The sequence below is a fragment of the Stenotrophomonas sp. 2YAF26 genome, from assembly GCF_052114625.1.
GTDB lineage: Bacteria > Pseudomonadota > Gammaproteobacteria > Xanthomonadales > Xanthomonadaceae > Stenotrophomonas > Stenotrophomonas indicatrix.
The window spans coordinates 1-15,019 of record NZ_JBFRFC010000013.1 but is presented as its reverse complement, the minus strand read 5'-3'; the positions used below and the strand labels follow the sequence as shown (position 1 = coordinate 15,019).

Below are 15,019 nucleotides of genomic sequence, written 5' to 3'. Positions count from 1 at the left end.
TCCGTGGATTCAATCGAGCATGCCAGACAGCAGCGGCACGAAGGTGACCGGCGCCAGCACGCGTTGTTCGATGCTGCCGTCGTCCTTGCGGTCGAGCTGCACCAGCGACTGTGCGCCCGCGCCACCGACCGGGGCTACCAAGCGACCACCTGCGGCCAGCTGCTCGACCAGGGCATCGACCAGTGCGGGTGCGGCGGCGGTAACCACGATGGCGTCGAACGGGCCATGCTCGGCCCAGCCCACGCGGCCGTCGTCGTGCTTGGTGCGGATATTCATGCCCAGCGCGCGGAAACGCTTGCGCGCCTGCCGCAGCAGGTCACCGATGCGCTCGACGGTATAGACCTCCAACCCCAGCGCACCAAGCACTGCGGCCTGATAGCCGGAGCCGGTGCCCACTTCGAGCACCTTCTTCGGCGCCACCTGCAACACGGCCTCGGTCATCCGCGCGACCACCCACGGCTGTGAAATGGTCTGGCCGTGGCCGATCGGCAGCGCGGTGTCTTCATATGCGCGCGAGGCCAGGGCCTCATCGATGAACAGATGGCGCGGCACCACCCGGATCGCGTTCAGCGTCGACTCGTCGACGATGCCGGCTTCGCGCAGGCGGTCGACCAAGCGGTCACGCACACGCTGCGATGTCATGCCGATGCCGACCGCTTCCGGCTGCAGGCGCAGGCGTGGGCTCATGCCGGCTGGTCCAGCGCGGCGGTGAGGCCGCCGACCCAGCTGGCGACCTTTTCCAGCGCCTGGTAGCGGGTCAGGTCGACCTGGATCGGCGTGATCGAAATATGGCCAGTGCGCACCGCATGGAAATCGGTGCCCGGGCCGGAATCCTGCTCGCGGCCGGCCGGACCGATCCAGTACACCTCGTTGCCGCGCGGGTCCTTCTGCGCAATGCAGCCTTCGGCGCGATGGCGGTTACCCAGGCGGGTGACTTCGAAGCCCTTGACCTCGCTCCACGGCAGGTCCGGCACATTGACGTTCAGGATGGTGTCGGCCGGCAGCGGATCGGCCTTGAGGCGGGCAACAATCTCCACTGCGGCACGCGCCGCCGTCTCGAAATGCTTGGGGTCGTGATTGCGGGTCACCAGCGACACCGCAACAGCGGGCAGACCGAGGAAACGACCTTCCATCGCTGCCGAGACGGTGCCGGAATAGATCACGTCGTCGCCGAGGTTGGCGGCATTGTTGATACCGGACACGACAATGTCAGGCTCGAATTCGAGCAGGCCGGTCAGCGCAAGGTGCACGCAGTCGGTGGGCGTGCCGGCCACCGACACGGTGTAGTGGTCGATGCGCTTGAGCCGGATCGGCAGATCCAGGGTCAGCGAATTGCTGGCGCCGGAGCGGTCGCGGTCGGGTGCGACCACCGTGACTTCGTGCCCGGCCTCGCGCAGCACGGATGCAAGCATCCGGATGCCCGCCGCGTCGACACCGTCATCATTGCTGACCAGGATGCGCATCTTCGATTTAACCGCTTGATTTTCCAAGAATTCGATCCCGTCACCTTGCAACGTGGGCGAAGCCCGCCCGTCTCCTCCAGGGAGGCGGCAGCTCCGCAAGTGCGCCGACTATTGTGCCGCAAGCGGGCGCTGGGTCCTACCCTGTCTGCGGTCACGGGCGACATCCAACGGTCATAGGCAGACCCGCGCAGGCGGTTTAACCTGTGCGCATGTCGCACCCTGAAGACGAAGATCCGGCTGCATTGTTCCGTGCAGCCATCGGCGAAGTGACGCCGCTGCGCAAGGAAGTGGAGCCCGCGCCTGCCGCGCCGCGGCCCAGACCGCGCGCGCGCATGGCCGAGCGCGACGACGCAGAAGCCGCCGGTGAGTTCGCCCGGCTGCTGCGCGACAACGCCCCGCTGGAAGCGGGCGACGTTGCCAGCTACCGGCGCGACAACCTGCCGCCACGCCTGTTCCAGCGCCTGAAGCGCGGACAGTACTCGGTGCAGGACGAACTGGACCTGCACGGCGCCACCGCCGCGCAGGCCGAGATGATGCTGCGCCAGTTCCTGCTGGAGGCGCACGCCCACGAGTACGGCTGCGTGCGCATCATCCACGGCAAGGGCCTGCAGTCCGATGGCAGTGCGCCGGTGCTGAAGAACCTGGTGGACCGGCTGCTGCGCCTGCGCAACGACGTGCTGGCGTTCCATTCCGCCCCGACCGGGCAAGGCGGCACCGGCGCCATGCTGGTGCTGCTGGCGCGGCGCTGACGTTCTGCCGGTGGGATTCATCCACGCATGGCGTGGATCTACTGACGGCCCATCCACGCATGGCGTGGATCTACTGACGGCCCATCCACGCATGGCGTGGATCTACTGTGGCGGGCGGAGGAAAGTGGATCCACGCCTGCGTGGATGCTCTTCGCCTCCGCCACCATTTCCGTCAGGCCTGCGAAGCGTCTTCGACCTGGCCGAGCTCGTGCAGGACCGCGGTGGCATAGCAGCCCGGCGGCAGCGCGAAGGACAACTCCAGTACATCATCGGCCAGCCACTGGTGCTGCAGCAGCGCCGGACGCAGCCGCAGCGCGCGCCGCTCCTGCTTCAGCCGAGCCTCTTCCAGGCCGGCGCGCAGCGCCTTGGATTCGTCATCATCCAGCGCCGCCAACTCCAGCTCACGGGCCGCGTCACTGCTACGCAGTTCACCCTCGCCCCACAACGGAGCACTGGGGTGGATGTCGAAACGTGCCAGGCGCTCGGCCAGCACGTCGCTGTAGGGCTCGGGGCCGAACACGCTGCGGCTGCCGTCCAGCATCCACACTTCGCCCTGCAGCGGCTGGTCCCAGCTGCCCTGCTCCACGCGTGCAGCGAGCACGCGGTTGAACAAGGCCGAACGCGCCGCCGACAACAGCAGCGAACGCTGGTCCTTGCGCATGCGACGGCCACCGAACATCGCCAACGCAGCGGGAACGTTGCCGCCATCGCGCCCGAAGCGCTGCTCGCCGAACCAGTTCGGCAGGCCGCGCGTGGCGATCTGCTGAAGGCGTTCGTCGATTGCCGCTGCATCTCCCTGCACATCGCGCAGCACCAGCCTGAAGCGGTTGCCCGCCAACGCACCGCGCTGCAGCTTGCGGTTGTGCCAGGTGGAGTCGATCACCTCGATCTCGTCACTGGCCAGCTCGGCCAGATCGGGCGCGACGCGCTTGGGCAGATGTACGCTGAAACGCTGGGTGGTGACCGCGTTGCGATCCTTCATGCCGGCGTAGCTGACCGCCATTTCCGGCAGGCCCGCCCACTTGGCCAGGACCTTGGCCACGTGCACCGTATTGGCGCCACGCTTGCGGATATGCAGCAGCAGATGCTCGCCTTCACCGGTCGCTTCGAAAGCGGGCAACTCATCGACCTGGAAATCTTCCGGCGTGGTGCGGATGCGCGCCTGCAGCAGCGGCGCACCAAACGCGAGCGGCAACGGGATCATGCGGCCACCAGCAGCACGACCGCCTGCGCAGCGATGCCTTCGCCACGGCCGGTGAAGCCCAGCTTCTCGGACGTGGTGGCCTTGACGCTCACCGCATCCAACGGCAGCTGCAACAGTTCACCGATGCGCTCGCGCATGGCCAGCGCATGCGGGCCGACCTTGGGCCGTTCGCAGATCACGGTGATGTCGGTGTTGCCGACACGCCAGCCGCGCTCGCGCAGCAGGCCATCGCAATGGCGCACGAACTCGCTGCTGTCCGCGCCCTTCCAGCGGTCGTCAGTGGGCGGGAAGTGCTGGCCGATGTCGCCCAGCGCGATCGCACCGAGCATGGCGTCACACAACGCGTGCAGGATGACGTCGCCGTCGCTGTGGGCGATCACGCCGCAGCTGTGCGGCACCGCGATGCCACCGAGCATGATGTGGTCGCCTTCAGCGAAGGCATGGACGTCGTAGCCCTGGCCGATACGGACGGGCGGGAACGGGGAGGTGCTCATGGATGCAGCCCTTGCAGCAGGGCCGCGCGGGCGGTCAGCCGGCGCGGCGGGAGAGTACGAATTCGAAACGATCGAGATCGGCCGGCGTAGTGACCTTGAAGTTGTCCTCGCTGCCTTCCACCAGCAGCGGGCGCTGGCCCTGGCGCTCCATGGCCATGGCATCGTCGGTCACATCGACACCGGCGGTAGCGGCCTCGGACAGTGCGCGGATCAGCTGGTGACGGCGGAACAGCTGCGGCGTCAGTGCACGCCACAGGCGCTCACGTGGCTCGGTGCCATCGATGCCGCCATCGTCGCCAGCACGCTTGAGCGTGTCGCGTACCGGCGCGGCCAGGATGGCGCCGACCGGATCGGTGCGGCCCACTTCCAGCAGGCGGCCAAGATCGGCCTGCGACAGGTTCGGACGCGCCGCATCATGCACCAGCACGAATTCATCGGCACGCACGCTGTCCGGCAGGGCCTGCAGCCCCGCCAGCACCGAGGCGGCGCGGGTGGCGCCACCGGTGCAGGTCAGCACCGGCTTTCCGGCCCATTCGATCCAGCCCGGCCAGTCGGCATCGTCCGCACCGATCACCACCATCGCCCCGGCCACGGCCGGGTGTGCCAGCAGTGCGTCCAGGGTGTGGGCGAGCAGGGTCTGCCCGCCCGCCTGCAGGTACTGCTTGGGCAACGGCGCGCCAAAACGCGTGCCGCGCCCTGCGGCCGGAACAACCACCCAGATCGCCGCGCTCATGGCACGTCCGCCGGATGGTCACCGGCCGGGGCCGCAACCGGCGCAGGCTGCGCCGGACGCGTCGGTGCATCTTCCACGACGCGATAGAACTTCTCGCCGGGCTTGATCATGCCCAGCTCGCTGCGCGCGCGTTCTTCGATGGCGGACTGGCCTTCCTTGAGGTCCTTCACTTCGGCAGCAAGCGCGTCATTGCGCTGCTGCAGACCGTCATTGTCCCGCTCCTGGTTGGCGACCTGGGCTTCGAGCATCATCACTTCACCCGAATTGCCCGGGCCGAACCAGAAACGGTACTGCAGCCATGCCAGCAGCAGGGCCAGCAACAACAGCAGCCAGCGCCAGTCGCGCATCGGCTCAGCGCTTCAGCGACACGAACGCGTCACGACCAGCGTAACGCGCGCCGGCGCCGAGGGCTTCCTCGATGCGCAGCAGCTGGTTGTACTTGGCCACGCGATCGCTGCGGCACAACGAGCCGGTCTTGATCTGGGTAGCGGTGGTAGCCACCGCAATGTCGGCGATGGTGGTGTCCTCGGTTTCACCCGAACGGTGCGAGACCACGGCGGCGTAACCGGCACGGTCGGCCATGGCGATCGCTTCCAGCGTTTCGCTGAGGGTGCCGATCTGGTTGACCTTGATCAGGATCGCATTGGCGGTGCCCGAATCGATGCCTTCCTGGAAGATCTTCGGATTGGTGACGAACAGATCGTCGCCGACAAGCTGCACCTTGTTGCCGATGCGATCGGTCAGCAGCTTCCAGCCCGCCCAGTCGTTCTCGGCCAGGCCGTCTTCGATGGTGATGATCGGGTACTGCGCGGCCCAGTCAGACAGGAAGTCGACGAACTGCTCGGAGGTCAGGCGCTTGTTCTCGCCGACCAGGTTGTACTTGCCGTTCTCGAAGAATTCACTGGAGGCCACGTCCAGGCCCAGCAGCACGTCTTCACCGGCTGTGTAGCCGGCCTTGCCGATGGCTTCGAGGATGGTGTCCAGCGCTTCGACGTTGCTGCGGAAGTCCGGCGCGAAGCCGCCTTCGTCGCCCACCGCCGTGCTCAGGCCGTGGCCCTTCAGCACCGACTTCAGCGAATGGAAGATTTCGGTACCGGCACGCAGCGCTTCGGAGAACGAGGTGAAGCCGACCGGCAGCACCATGAACTCCTGGAAATCGACGTTGTTGTCGGCGTGCGCGCCGCCGTTGATGATGTTCATCATCGGCACCGGCAGCGACGGGGTCGCACCGGTCTTGCCGGCCAGGTACTGCCACAGTGCCTGCTTGCTGGAGGCAGCAGCGGCATGCGCGGCGGCCATGGAAACACCCAGCAGCGCGTTGGCGCCCAGGCGGCCCTTGTTCTCGGTGCCATCCAGATCGATCAGGCGACGGTCCAGGCCGGCCTGGTCGGTAGCCTCCAAACCCTTCAGTGCGTTGGCGATGGCGCCGTTGACGTTGTCGACGGCCTTGCGCACGCCCTTGCCGAGGTAACGGGTCTTGTCGCCGTCACGCAGCTCCACCGCTTCCTTGGTGCCGGTCGATGCGCCGGAGGGAACCGCGGCGCGACCGAACGAACCGTCCTCCAGGGTGACTTCGGCTTCCAGCGTGGGGTTGCCACGGCTGTCGAGGATTTCACGGGCATGGATGCTGCGGATCGTACTCATGGTCGGGCCGGTTACCTGTATGGAGAGGGGGCGACAAAAACGAATGCCGCGTGATTATCCCCGGCTACCCCTCACTTGCCAAATGGCGTGATGGGCATCAGCCCCAGCTGGACCCGATTACGATCATCACCAGCGATACCAGCATCACCAGCAGGCCACCGGCAATGGCCGCGCACACCGGCCCGCGCCGACGTCGCCAGGCCATCACCATCGCCACCAGGCTGCCCACGAAGGACAGCACCAGCGTGACCAGCGCGCCCAGCATCCAGTACTGCATGGCCTGCACGCCGTTGTTGCCATCCCCCGGCGGACGGAAGCTGGCGGCGAAGGCCAGCACGCCCACGAGCAAGCCGCCCCAGGCGAGCACCGACAGCAACAGGGCGATCAGGCCCCACGGCCAGCTGCGCGAGGGTTCAGGCGTCGTATTCATCAAAGAAGATCGTGCAGCAGGATGCCCGCCCACAGGGACAGCAAAACCATCGCCAGTGCAGCGGCAACCCTGCCCCGGTTCAGGCGCCAGCCGAGCACCGCGGCGAAAAACCCTGCGGAAATGGTCAGCGCTTCAGCCACCGCCAAGGCGATGACGAAGGGCAACAGGTTCACCACCGGACCGCCGGCACTCGACGGGCGCATGCCGGCACCGAACAGCATGCCGATGGCGAATACACCCGACACCGACAGCAAAGCCAGGCCAAGTGCGATCGGACCCCACGGCCACTGCCGCCAGTGCCGGCGACGACGCTGGATCTCCAGCGCCGCCTGCGGGTGCTGGCTCACGCGAAGCGCGAGAAGCCGTGCTTCTTGGTCACCGCATCGAGCTCCATCAGGGTCTCGAGCAGGGCTTCCATCTGGTCCAGCGGCCACGCGTTGGGGCCGTCGGACAGCGCCTTGGACGGGTCCGGATGGGTTTCGGCGAACAGGCCGGAGATGCCCACGGCAACCGCGGCACGCGCCAGTACCGGCACATGCTCGCGCTGGCCACCGGAACTGGTGCCCTGCCCGCCCGGCAACTGCACCGAATGGGTGGCGTCGAACACCACCGGGCAGCCGGTATCGCGCATCACCGCCAGCGAACGCATGTCGCTGACCAGGTTGTTGTAGCCGAAGCTGGCGCCACGCTCGCAGACCATGATCTGCTCGTTGCCGGTGGCCTTGGCCTTCTCGACGACAGGCTTCATGTCCCACGGCGCCAGGAACTGGCCCTTCTTGATGTTGACCGGCTTGCCGGCCGAGCACACCTTGCGGATGAAGTCGGTCTGGCGGACCAGGAACGCCGGGGTCTGCAGCACGTCCACCACCGAGGCCACTTCATCCATCGGGGTGTATTCATGAACGTCGGTCAGCACCGGCACGCCAATCTGCTTCTTGACCTCGGCCAGCACCTTCAGGCCCTCTTCCATGCCCGGGCCACGGAAGGCGGTACCGGAGGTGCGGTTGGCCTTGTCGAAGCTGGACTTGAAGATGAAGTTCACACCGAGCCTGTCGGTCACTTCCTTCAGCTTGCCGGCGGTATCCAGCTGCAGCTGCATCGACTCGATCACGCAGGGGCCGGCGATCAGGAACAGGGGCTGGTCCAGCCCGACCTCGAATCCACACAGTTTCATGGCGTTTCCTTGTTGTCCGCTACACCGGCAGTGCCGGTGCGCTGGGGTTGAAGCGAGCAAGATGGGGGCCGGCGGCCCCCATGACAAGTCAGGCGCGCACTTCCTGCAGCAGCTTGCCACCGGCCTTGCGCTCGCGCGCGGCACGGATGAAGCCGATGAACAGCGGGTGGCCATCACGCGGGGTGGACAGGAATTCCGGGTGCGCCTGGCAGGCCAGGAACCACGGGTGCTGGTCGCGCGGCAGTTCAACCACTTCCACCAGGGTGTCGTCCATCGACTTGCCGGCGATCACCAGGCCGGCGTCTTCCAGCTGGGTGCGATAGCGGTTGTTGAACTCGTAACGGTGGCGGTGGCGCTCGGCGACCACGTCCTTGCCGTACAGCTCGCGGGCCAGCGTGCCCGGCTTCAGGCGCTGCTCCTGCAGGCCCAGGCGCATGGTGCCGCCCAGGTCACTCTTGTCGTCGCGTTTTTCCACGTCGCCGGTGGCAGTGCGCCATTCGGTGATCAGGCCGATCACCGGGTTCGGCGACTGGCGATCGTTCTCGGTGCTGTTGGCGTCTTCCAGGCCCACCACGTGGCGCGCGTAGTCGACCACCGCAGCCTGCATGCCGTAGCAGATGCCGAAGTACGGCACCTTGTGCTCACGGGCGTACTGCGAGGTGAGCACCTTGCCTTCGAAGCCACGGTCGCCGAAACCACCCGGCACCAGGATGCCGTCGACATCGGCCAGCGCGGACATGTCGCTGCCTTCCAGGTCCTGCGCTTCCAGCCACTTCAGGGTGACCTTGGTGCGCTGGCGCAGGCCACCGTGCTTGAGCGCTTCGCCGACCGACTTGTAGGCGTCCTGGTGGTCGATGTACTTGCCGACCACGGCGATGGTCACCGCATCCAGCGGATGCAGGGTGGCATCGACGGCGTCTTCCCACATCGACAGGTCGGCCGGACCGGCCTTGTCGGCCAGCTTCAGCTGGTTGATGACGATCTCGTCCAGGCCCTGTGCGTGCAGGCCCATCGGAATGCGGTACAGCACATCGACGTCGGGCACGCTGATCACCGCGCGCTCGGAGACGTTGGTGAACTGGGCGATCTTGCGACGCTCCGAATCCGGTACCGGCTGTTCCGAACGGCACAGCAGCACGTCCGGCTGGATGCCGATCGAGCGCAGCTCCTTCACCGAGTGCTGGGTCGGCTTGGTCTTCAGCTCACCCGCGGCGGCGATGTACGGCACCAGGGTGAGGTGCATGAACAGTGCCTTTTCCGGGCCACGCTCGGTGCGTACCTGGCGGATCGCCTCCAGGAACGGCAGCGACTCGATGTCGCCGACGGTGCCGCCGATCTCCACCAGGGCCACGTCGAAGCCCTCGGTGGCTTCGTCCATGCAGCGACGGATCTCGTCGGTGATGTGCGGAATGACCTGTACGGTCGCGCCCAGGTAGTCGCCGCGGCGCTCCTTGCGGATCACCTCCTCATAGATGCGACCGGTGGTGACCGAGTTCTTGCGACTCAGGCGGGTGCGCACGAAGCGCTCGTAGTGGCCCAGGTCGAGATCGGTTTCGGCGCCGTCGTCGGTGACATACACCTCACCGTGCTGGAACGGGCTCATGGTGCCCGGGTCGACGTTGATGTACGGATCGAGCTTCATCATCGTGACCTTCAGGCCACGCGCTTCGAGAATGGCGGCCAGTGACGCGGCGGCAATACCTTTGCCGAGCGAGGACACCACGCCGCCGGTTACGAAAATCAAGGGAGTCATGGCTGCAAGCATCCTGTCTGGAAATGGAAAACGGCAGCGCCACGCCTGCCCGGGGGGCGGGCGTGGAGCAGAAAGGGGGTTTTCCGGTTCGCTGGAGCAGCGAGGGAGGTGCGGGCCTGGCCGGCGCCGAGCGCCAACGGGGAACCACCCTGCGAGGTCGGGGCGGCCGTGCCGGTCACTTCGACCGTCACCTGCGACCCGCTTTGCTGGAGGCCACGCTTGGCCGTGCCAGCCCATTCGCAAATGGTGGACACGCACTTACTCCCGGAAAGCCATAGTTTACAGATAGATGGCCGCCAACCCAAGGGGCAGATGACGCCATCGGCAAAAAGAAACGCCCCGCTGGGCGGGGCGTTCAAGGGTGAAACCCTTGCGGGAAGGGCTTCGGAGGGGCAGAAGAATTACTTCTTCTTGCGTGCCTCTTCCTCTTCTTCCTGCTGCGGCACCGGCTGGCCCTTGGCCTTCATCTCGGCATTGGCCTGCGCGCGGCGCTTGGCCTTGGCCTCGGCTTCAGACTGCGCCTTGTCGGCCTGGTCACCCTGCTGCGGAGCAGGCTGGCCGGCGTTCTGCGCCAGCACCATCGGCACTGCAACAGCGGCGGCAGCCAGGATCGCAATGGTCAGCAACTTCTTCATGGAGTCCTCCTCGCGGTATGGCTCGGATGTGGGGGGCGCCGGTGTTCGGTTCCAGCGGTTGCCATTTTACCCCCTCCCCGCCAACGAGGCTGAACCGCAGGCGTGCAAATTCCCGGTCCAGACCGCACACTTGCCCGTCGCTCCACGCTTTCGAAGACAGATGAACGCCCGCTATAACGCCGCCGATATTGAAGTCCTGTCCGGCCTTGACCCGGTCAAGCGCCGCCCCGGCATGTATACCGACACCGCGCGCCCGAACCACTTGGCGCAGGAAGTGATCGACAACTCGGTGGACGAGGCCCTCGCCGGCCATGCCCGCTCGATCGAGATCACCCTGTTCAAGGACGGCAGTGTGGAGGTCAGCGATGACGGCCGCGGCATGCCGGTGGACATCCATCCGGAAGAGAAGATCCCGGGCGTCGAGCTGATCCTTACCCGCCTGCATGCCGGCGGCAAGTTCAACAACAACAACTACACCTTCTCCGGCGGCCTGCATGGCGTCGGCGTCAGCGTGGTCAATGCGCTGTCGACCCTGGTGGAAATCCACATCAAGCGCGACGGTGCCGAACACCGCATCACCTTCCGCAACGGCGACCGCGCCTCGCCGCTGGAAGTGGTCGGCACCGTCGGCAAGAAGAACACCGGTACCCGCCTGCGCTTCTGGCCGGACCCGAAGTACTTCGATACGCCCAAGTTCGCCGTGCGCGCGCTCAAGCACCTGCTGCGCGCCAAGGCCGTGCTGTGCCCGGGCCTGACCGTCAAGCTGACAGACGAAGCCACCGGCGAGGTCGACACCTGGTACTACGAAGACGGCCTGCGCGATTACCTGAAGCTGGAGCTGGGCGATCGCGAGTCGCTGCCGGCTGATCTGTTCGTGGGCAACCTGAAGAAAGACACCGAGATCGTGGACTGGGCCGTGGCCTGGCTGCCGGAAGGCGAGCTGGTGCAGGAAAGCTACGTCAACCTGATTCCCACCGCACAGCATGGCACCCACGCCAACGGCCTGCGCACCGGCCTGACCGAAGCGCTGCGCGAGTTCTGCGACTTCCGCAACCTGCTGCCACGCGGCGTCAAGCTGGCCCCGGAAGACGTGTGGGACCGCGTGTCGTTCGTGCTGTCGCTGAAGATGACCGACCCGCAGTTCAGCGGTCAGACCAAGGAACGCCTGTCCTCGCGCCAGGCCGCCGGTTTCGTCGAAGGTGCCGCGCACGATGCGTTCAGCCTGCTGCTGAACCAGAACGTGGAGCTGGGCGAGAAGATCGCGCAGATCGCGATCGAGCGCGCCAGCGCGCGCCTGAAAACCGAGAAGCTGGTTGTCCGCAAGAAGGTCACCCAGGGCCCCGCCCTGCCCGGCAAGCTGGCCGACTGCATCAGCCAGGACCTGTCGCGCACCGAACTGTTCCTGGTCGAGGGCGACTCGGCAGGCGGCAGCGCCAAGCAGGCCCGCGACAAGGATTTCCAGGCGATCCTGCCGCTGCGCGGCAAGATCCTCAACACCTGGGAAGTGTCCTCCAACAGCGTGCTGGCCTCGGAGGAAGTGCACAACCTGGCGGTGGCCATCGGCTGCGACCCGGGCAAGGAAGACATCAGCGGCCTGCGCTACGGCAAGGTGATCATCCTGGCCGACGCCGACTCCGACGGCCTGCATATTGCAACACTGCTGACCGCATTGTTCCTGAAGCACTTCCCGGCGCTGGTCGATGCCGGCCACGTGTTCGTGGCGATGCCGCCGCTGTTCCGCATCGACGTGGGCAAGCAGGTGTTCTACGCCCTGGATGAGGAAGAAAAGCGCTCGATGCTGGACAAGATCGAACGCGAGAAGATCAAGGGCGCCATCAACGTGACCCGCTTCAAGGGCCTGGGCGAGATGAATCCGCCGCAGCTGCGTGAATCCACCATCCATCCCGACACCCGTCGCCTGGTGCAGTTGACCATCGACGATGGCGAGCAGACCCATTCACTGATGGACATGCTGCTGGCCAAGAAGCGTGCGTCTGATCGCAAGGGCTGGCTGGAGAGCAAGGGCGATCTGGCTTCGCTGGAAGTCTGATTCCCGGCGCGTGATTGCGCGGGGCCGTGGCGACGGCCCCGACCTTGGGCGATCCCCGCACGTGTGGTAGTGCCGGCCGCTGGCCGGCTGCTTTCTGTGAACCATCGGGATACCTGGGTTGCCGGCCCGCGGCCGGCACTACCAGACCTCTCCACGCTGCCGGCCAGCGGCCGGCATTGCTGGGTCGATGGATCCGCCGCCATCGGCAAACCCTGCGGGTCCATAATGCGCGCTCATTCGCGTGGACGACCCCATTGCCCGCCAACTCGCTGCTGTTCCCCGGGCTGCCGCTACACAGCGCGCGCCTGGTGCTGAGCCCCATCCGCCGCGATGACGCCGTGGCCCTGTTCGCCCTGCAGTCCGACCCGGACGTGATGCACTGGTGGAACCACGCAGCGTGGACGCGCCCCGCCGAAGCACGCGCGCAGATCGACGACGACCTGGCTGCACAGGCTACCGGCACGCAATTGAAGTTGGCCCTGCGCGAATCGGTGGACGGCCCGCTGCTGGGCATCTGCGTGGTGTTTGCGCTGGATCGGGACGCGGCACGTGCCGAAATCGGCTATCTGCTGGCACCTGGCAGGCAGGGCCACGGCTACATGCATGAAGCGCTGCAGCAGGTGCTGGCCTATCTGTTCAACACCCTGCAACTGCACCGGGTGGAAGCGGAGATCGATCCACGCAACCACGCCTCGGCACACGTGCTCGAACGCCTGGGCTTCCACCGCGAAGGCCTGCTGCGGCAGCGCTGGCGCATCCGCGGTGAGCTGGCGGACTCGGCCGTGTATGGGCTGCTGGCCGACGACGCTGTGCGAGGTGCCACCTCCGCTTGACCGGATCAGGCCGCAACGCTGGCCCATGCCTTTGGACACATACGGTACGCGGCACCCCGCCCTAGCATCGGAGTCCCTTCCGCTGCCGTTCCGGTGCCATGAAGTTCCTGCTGCACTCTGCCGCGCTCTGCGTCGGCCTGCTGATCGCCCCTGCCTGCGTGCTGGCCGCGCCTGCTGCTGACGGCGCCTCCGAAACGAAAGAAGAAAAGACCGAAGCCGCGCCCCTGCCGGCCGATGCGTCGGCTCGCCAGAGCATGCGCCTGGCTGGGCGCACCCTCGACTACACCGCCACCGTCGGCACCCTGCCGGTACGCGATGCGAAGGGCAAGGTGATAGCCGATGTGGTGTTCACCGCCTACACGATGCCGGGCAAGGACCGGCCGGTGACCTTCGCTCTCAATGGCGGCCCCGGCGCTTCTTCTGTGTACCTCAACCTGGGTGCCATCGGCCCGAAGGTGGTGACCTTCGGGTCGGAAGGCGACAGCGCATCGGCGCCAGCGAAGCTGCACGACAATCCCGGCACCTGGCTGGACTTCACCGACCTGGTGTTCATCGATCCGGTGGGAACCGGCTTCAGCCGTGCCCGCATCGGCGATGACGAAGCGAAGAAGCAGCTGTACAACCCCAGCGCCGATATCGAGTACCTGTCGCGTTCGATCTACGACTGGCTGCTGCGCAACCAGCGCATGGCCTCGCGCAAGTACCTGACCGGCGAGAGCTATGGCGGCTATCGCGGCCCGCGCATCACCCACTTCCTGCAGACGCGCTTGGGCGTGGCGATGAACGGCCTGGTGCTGGTGTCGCCGTACCTGAGCCCGACGCTGGAAGACAACGCCGATGTCTCGCCGATGGCGTGGATGCAGACCCTGCCGTCGATCGCTGCCGCGCACCTGGAGCGCCAGGGCAAGCTGACCGACGCGGCGATGCGCGAGGTGGTCGAGTACACCCGCGGCGACTACGCCACCGCGTTGATGAAGGGCCGCAGCGATCCGCAGGCGACCGAGGTGATGCTGCGCCGGGTGGCCGAGTTGACCGGCCTGGACCCGCAGTTCGTGCGCCGCGCCGGCGGTCGCTTGGAAACCCAGGCCTACCTGCGCGAGGTGTTCCGCGACAAGGGCACGCTGGGAAGCCGCTACGACTCCAACGTCACTGCATTCGATCCATTCCCGAACGATCCGGAGCAGCGCGCCAACGATCCGCTGCTGGACAGCATCATCGCCCCGACCACCACGGCGATGGTCGACTTCGTTACCCGCGAGGTCGGCTGGAAGGTGGATGCGCGCTACCAGGCACTGAACTACGACGTGAACCGTCTGTGGGATCGCAATGGCGACCTGCGCGAGGGTGCGGTGACACAGCTGCGCCAGGCGGTTGCTATCGACCCGCATCTGCAGGTGCTGATCGTGCACGGTTGGAATGATCTGTCGTGCCCGTTCATGGGCTCGATCCTGACGGTGGACCAGATGCCGACAATGGGCAGCAATCCGGACCGCGTGCAGGTGCGCAGCTATCCGGGTGGGCACATGTTCTACAGCCGGGCTGACAGCCAGGCGGCGTTCCGCAGGGACGTGCAGGCGTTGTTCCAGCGCAACTGAGGGGTTGTCGGCCGGGCCTGCGGCCCGGCACCCGCTGACAGCAACGGCAACGGCAACGTCAAAAGCTGGCTTTCCGTGGGTTGGCGGGGTGGGCCCGGTTGCGGGGGACGCCGTAAACCCCCAGACCGGCCCAGCCGCTGGCGGCTGTGCGTTCGGGCGCTTGCGAAGCAGTGCTTCGCAAGCAAAGCGCCCTCACCCTTGGGGGCTTGGCCGCGGCATCCATGCCGCGGACACCCCCGCAACCGGACCCACCCCGCCTTCG

16 protein-coding genes are annotated in these 15,019 nt (G+C 66.5%); 4 read left to right on the top strand and 12 right to left on the bottom strand.

Features of this window, described 5'->3' with window-relative positions; genetic code table 11:
- Positions 1 to 9 precede the first annotated feature (9 nt).
- The gene (locus AB4Y98_RS14260; RefSeq protein ID WP_025878906.1) at positions 10 to 687 is read right to left on the bottom strand and encodes a protein-L-isoaspartate(D-aspartate) O-methyltransferase; all 678 of its coding nucleotides are present in this window, start codon (positions 685 to 687) and stop codon (positions 10 to 12) included.
- Complete coding sequence (gene surE, locus AB4Y98_RS14255) at positions 684 to 1,463, bottom strand: 5'/3'-nucleotidase SurE (protein ID WP_089240247.1); 780 nt, start codon at positions 1,461 to 1,463, stop codon at positions 684 to 686. The genes AB4Y98_RS14260 and surE overlap by 4 nt, the downstream gene beginning before the upstream one ends.
- A gap of 209 nt (positions 1,464 to 1,672) precedes the next feature.
- On the opposite strand from surE, the gene AB4Y98_RS14250 reads away from it, so the two are divergent.
- Positions 1,673 to 2,212 carry a Smr/MutS family protein gene (locus tag AB4Y98_RS14250; protein WP_032976509.1) on the top strand — a complete coding sequence of 180 codons (540 nt, stop codon included), beginning with the start codon at positions 1,673 to 1,675 and terminating at the stop codon, positions 2,210 to 2,212.
- A 172-nt stretch (positions 2,213 to 2,384) separates the two neighbouring features.
- On the opposite strand, the gene truD is transcribed toward AB4Y98_RS14250, so the two are convergent.
- The 10 genes from truD to AB4Y98_RS14200 form a co-directional block, all read right to left on the bottom strand.
- Positions 2,385 to 3,416 (bottom strand): tRNA pseudouridine(13) synthase TruD, encoded by a 1,032-nt coding sequence (truD, locus tag AB4Y98_RS14245; RefSeq protein ID WP_363731134.1) that lies wholly within the window; start codon positions 3,414 to 3,416, stop codon positions 2,385 to 2,387.
- Positions 3,413 to 3,910, bottom strand: a complete 498-nt coding sequence (ispF, locus tag AB4Y98_RS14240) for a 2-C-methyl-D-erythritol 2,4-cyclodiphosphate synthase (protein ID WP_442244577.1) — start codon at positions 3,908 to 3,910, stop codon at positions 3,413 to 3,415. Before ispF ends, truD begins: the two co-directional genes overlap by 4 nt.
- A 34-nt stretch (positions 3,911 to 3,944) precedes the next feature.
- Positions 3,945 to 4,643 (bottom strand): 2-C-methyl-D-erythritol 4-phosphate cytidylyltransferase, encoded by a 699-nt coding sequence (gene ispD, locus AB4Y98_RS14235; RefSeq protein WP_442244576.1) that lies wholly within the window; start codon positions 4,641 to 4,643, stop codon positions 3,945 to 3,947.
- Complete coding sequence (gene ftsB, locus AB4Y98_RS14230) at positions 4,640 to 4,990, bottom strand: cell division protein FtsB (protein ID WP_025878900.1); 351 nt, start codon at positions 4,988 to 4,990, stop codon at positions 4,640 to 4,642. The genes ispD and ftsB overlap by 4 nt, the downstream gene beginning before the upstream one ends.
- 4 nt (positions 4,991 to 4,994) lie before the next feature.
- Positions 4,995 to 6,287: a phosphopyruvate hydratase gene (eno, locus tag AB4Y98_RS14225; RefSeq protein ID WP_442244575.1), complete on the bottom strand. Its 1,293-nt coding sequence runs from the start codon at positions 6,285 to 6,287 to the stop codon at positions 4,995 to 4,997.
- A gap of 97 nt (positions 6,288 to 6,384) precedes the next feature.
- Positions 6,385 to 6,717: a hypothetical protein gene (locus AB4Y98_RS14220; RefSeq protein ID WP_442244574.1), complete on the bottom strand. Its 333-nt coding sequence runs from the start codon at positions 6,715 to 6,717 to the stop codon at positions 6,385 to 6,387.
- Complete coding sequence (locus AB4Y98_RS14215; protein WP_442244573.1) at positions 6,717 to 7,064, bottom strand: hypothetical protein; 348 nt, start codon at positions 7,062 to 7,064, stop codon at positions 6,717 to 6,719. Before AB4Y98_RS14215 ends, AB4Y98_RS14220 begins: the two co-directional genes overlap by 1 nt.
- Complete coding sequence (gene kdsA / locus AB4Y98_RS14210) at positions 7,061 to 7,891, bottom strand: 3-deoxy-8-phosphooctulonate synthase (protein WP_012510652.1); 831 nt, start codon at positions 7,889 to 7,891, stop codon at positions 7,061 to 7,063. Before kdsA ends, AB4Y98_RS14215 begins: the two co-directional genes overlap by 4 nt.
- 88 nt (positions 7,892 to 7,979) lie before the next feature.
- A complete protein-coding gene (locus tag AB4Y98_RS14205) occupies positions 7,980 to 9,644 on the bottom strand; it encodes a CTP synthase (protein WP_025878896.1) in 1,665 nt (554 codons plus the stop codon).
- A 401-nt stretch (positions 9,645 to 10,045) separates the two neighbouring features.
- Positions 10,046 to 10,279 carry a hypothetical protein gene (locus AB4Y98_RS14200; protein WP_025878895.1) on the bottom strand — a complete coding sequence of 78 codons (234 nt, stop codon included), beginning with the start codon at positions 10,277 to 10,279 and terminating at the stop codon, positions 10,046 to 10,048.
- Positions 10,280 to 10,439: 160 nt separating this feature from the next.
- Here AB4Y98_RS14200 and parE point away from each other — a divergent pair, with 160 nt between their 5' ends.
- The 3 genes from parE (at position 10,440) to AB4Y98_RS14185 (ending at position 14,757) form a co-directional block, all read left to right on the top strand.
- Complete coding sequence (gene parE, locus AB4Y98_RS14195; protein WP_025878894.1) at positions 10,440 to 12,329, top strand: DNA topoisomerase IV subunit B; 1,890 nt, start codon at positions 10,440 to 10,442, stop codon at positions 12,327 to 12,329.
- Positions 12,330 to 12,583: 254 nt separating this feature from the next.
- The gene (locus AB4Y98_RS14190; RefSeq protein WP_394195698.1) at positions 12,584 to 13,162 is read left to right on the top strand and encodes a GNAT family N-acetyltransferase; all 579 of its coding nucleotides are present in this window, start codon (positions 12,584 to 12,586) and stop codon (positions 13,160 to 13,162) included.
- Between the two features lie 98 nt (positions 13,163 to 13,260).
- On the top strand, positions 13,261 to 14,757 hold the full coding sequence (locus tag AB4Y98_RS14185) for a S10 family peptidase (RefSeq protein ID WP_442244572.1): 1,497 nt from the start codon (positions 13,261 to 13,263) through the stop codon (positions 14,755 to 14,757).
- The last annotated feature ends 262 nt before the right edge of the window (positions 14,758 to 15,019 follow it).

Excerpts from the sequence above, each read along its gene's own strand:
- AB4Y98_RS14260 (WP_025878906.1), bottom strand. The coding sequence starts at position 687 with ATGAGCCCACGCCTGCGCCTGCAGCCGGAAGCGGTCGGCATCGGCATG.
- surE (WP_089240247.1), bottom strand. The coding sequence starts at position 1,463 with ATGCGCATCCTGGTCAGCAATGATGACGGTGTCGACGCGGCGGGCATC.
- AB4Y98_RS14250 (WP_032976509.1), top strand. The coding sequence starts at position 1,673 with ATGTCGCACCCTGAAGACGAAGATCCGGCTGCATTGTTCCGTGCAGCC.
- truD (WP_363731134.1), bottom strand. The coding sequence starts at position 3,416 with ATGATCCCGTTGCCGCTCGCGTTTGGTGCGCCGCTGCTGCAGGCGCGC.
- ispF (WP_442244577.1), bottom strand. The coding sequence starts at position 3,910 with ATGAGCACCTCCCCGTTCCCGCCCGTCCGTATCGGCCAGGGCTACGAC.
- ispD (WP_442244576.1), bottom strand. The coding sequence starts at position 4,643 with ATGAGCGCGGCGATCTGGGTGGTTGTTCCGGCCGCAGGGCGCGGCACG.
- ftsB (WP_025878900.1), bottom strand. The coding sequence starts at position 4,990 with ATGCGCGACTGGCGCTGGCTGCTGTTGTTGCTGGCCCTGCTGCTGGCA.
- eno (WP_442244575.1), bottom strand. The coding sequence starts at position 6,287 with ATGAGTACGATCCGCAGCATCCATGCCCGTGAAATCCTCGACAGCCGT.
- AB4Y98_RS14220 (WP_442244574.1), bottom strand. The coding sequence starts at position 6,717 with ATGAATACGACGCCTGAACCCTCGCGCAGCTGGCCGTGGGGCCTGATC.
- kdsA (WP_012510652.1), bottom strand. The coding sequence starts at position 7,891 with ATGAAACTGTGTGGATTCGAGGTCGGGCTGGACCAGCCCCTGTTCCTG.
- AB4Y98_RS14205 (WP_025878896.1), bottom strand. The coding sequence starts at position 9,644 with ATGACTCCCTTGATTTTCGTAACCGGCGGCGTGGTGTCCTCGCTCGGC.
- AB4Y98_RS14200 (WP_025878895.1), bottom strand. The coding sequence starts at position 10,279 with ATGAAGAAGTTGCTGACCATTGCGATCCTGGCTGCCGCCGCTGTTGCA.
- parE (WP_025878894.1), top strand. The coding sequence starts at position 10,440 with ATGAACGCCCGCTATAACGCCGCCGATATTGAAGTCCTGTCCGGCCTT.
- AB4Y98_RS14185 (WP_442244572.1), top strand. The coding sequence starts at position 13,261 with ATGAAGTTCCTGCTGCACTCTGCCGCGCTCTGCGTCGGCCTGCTGATC.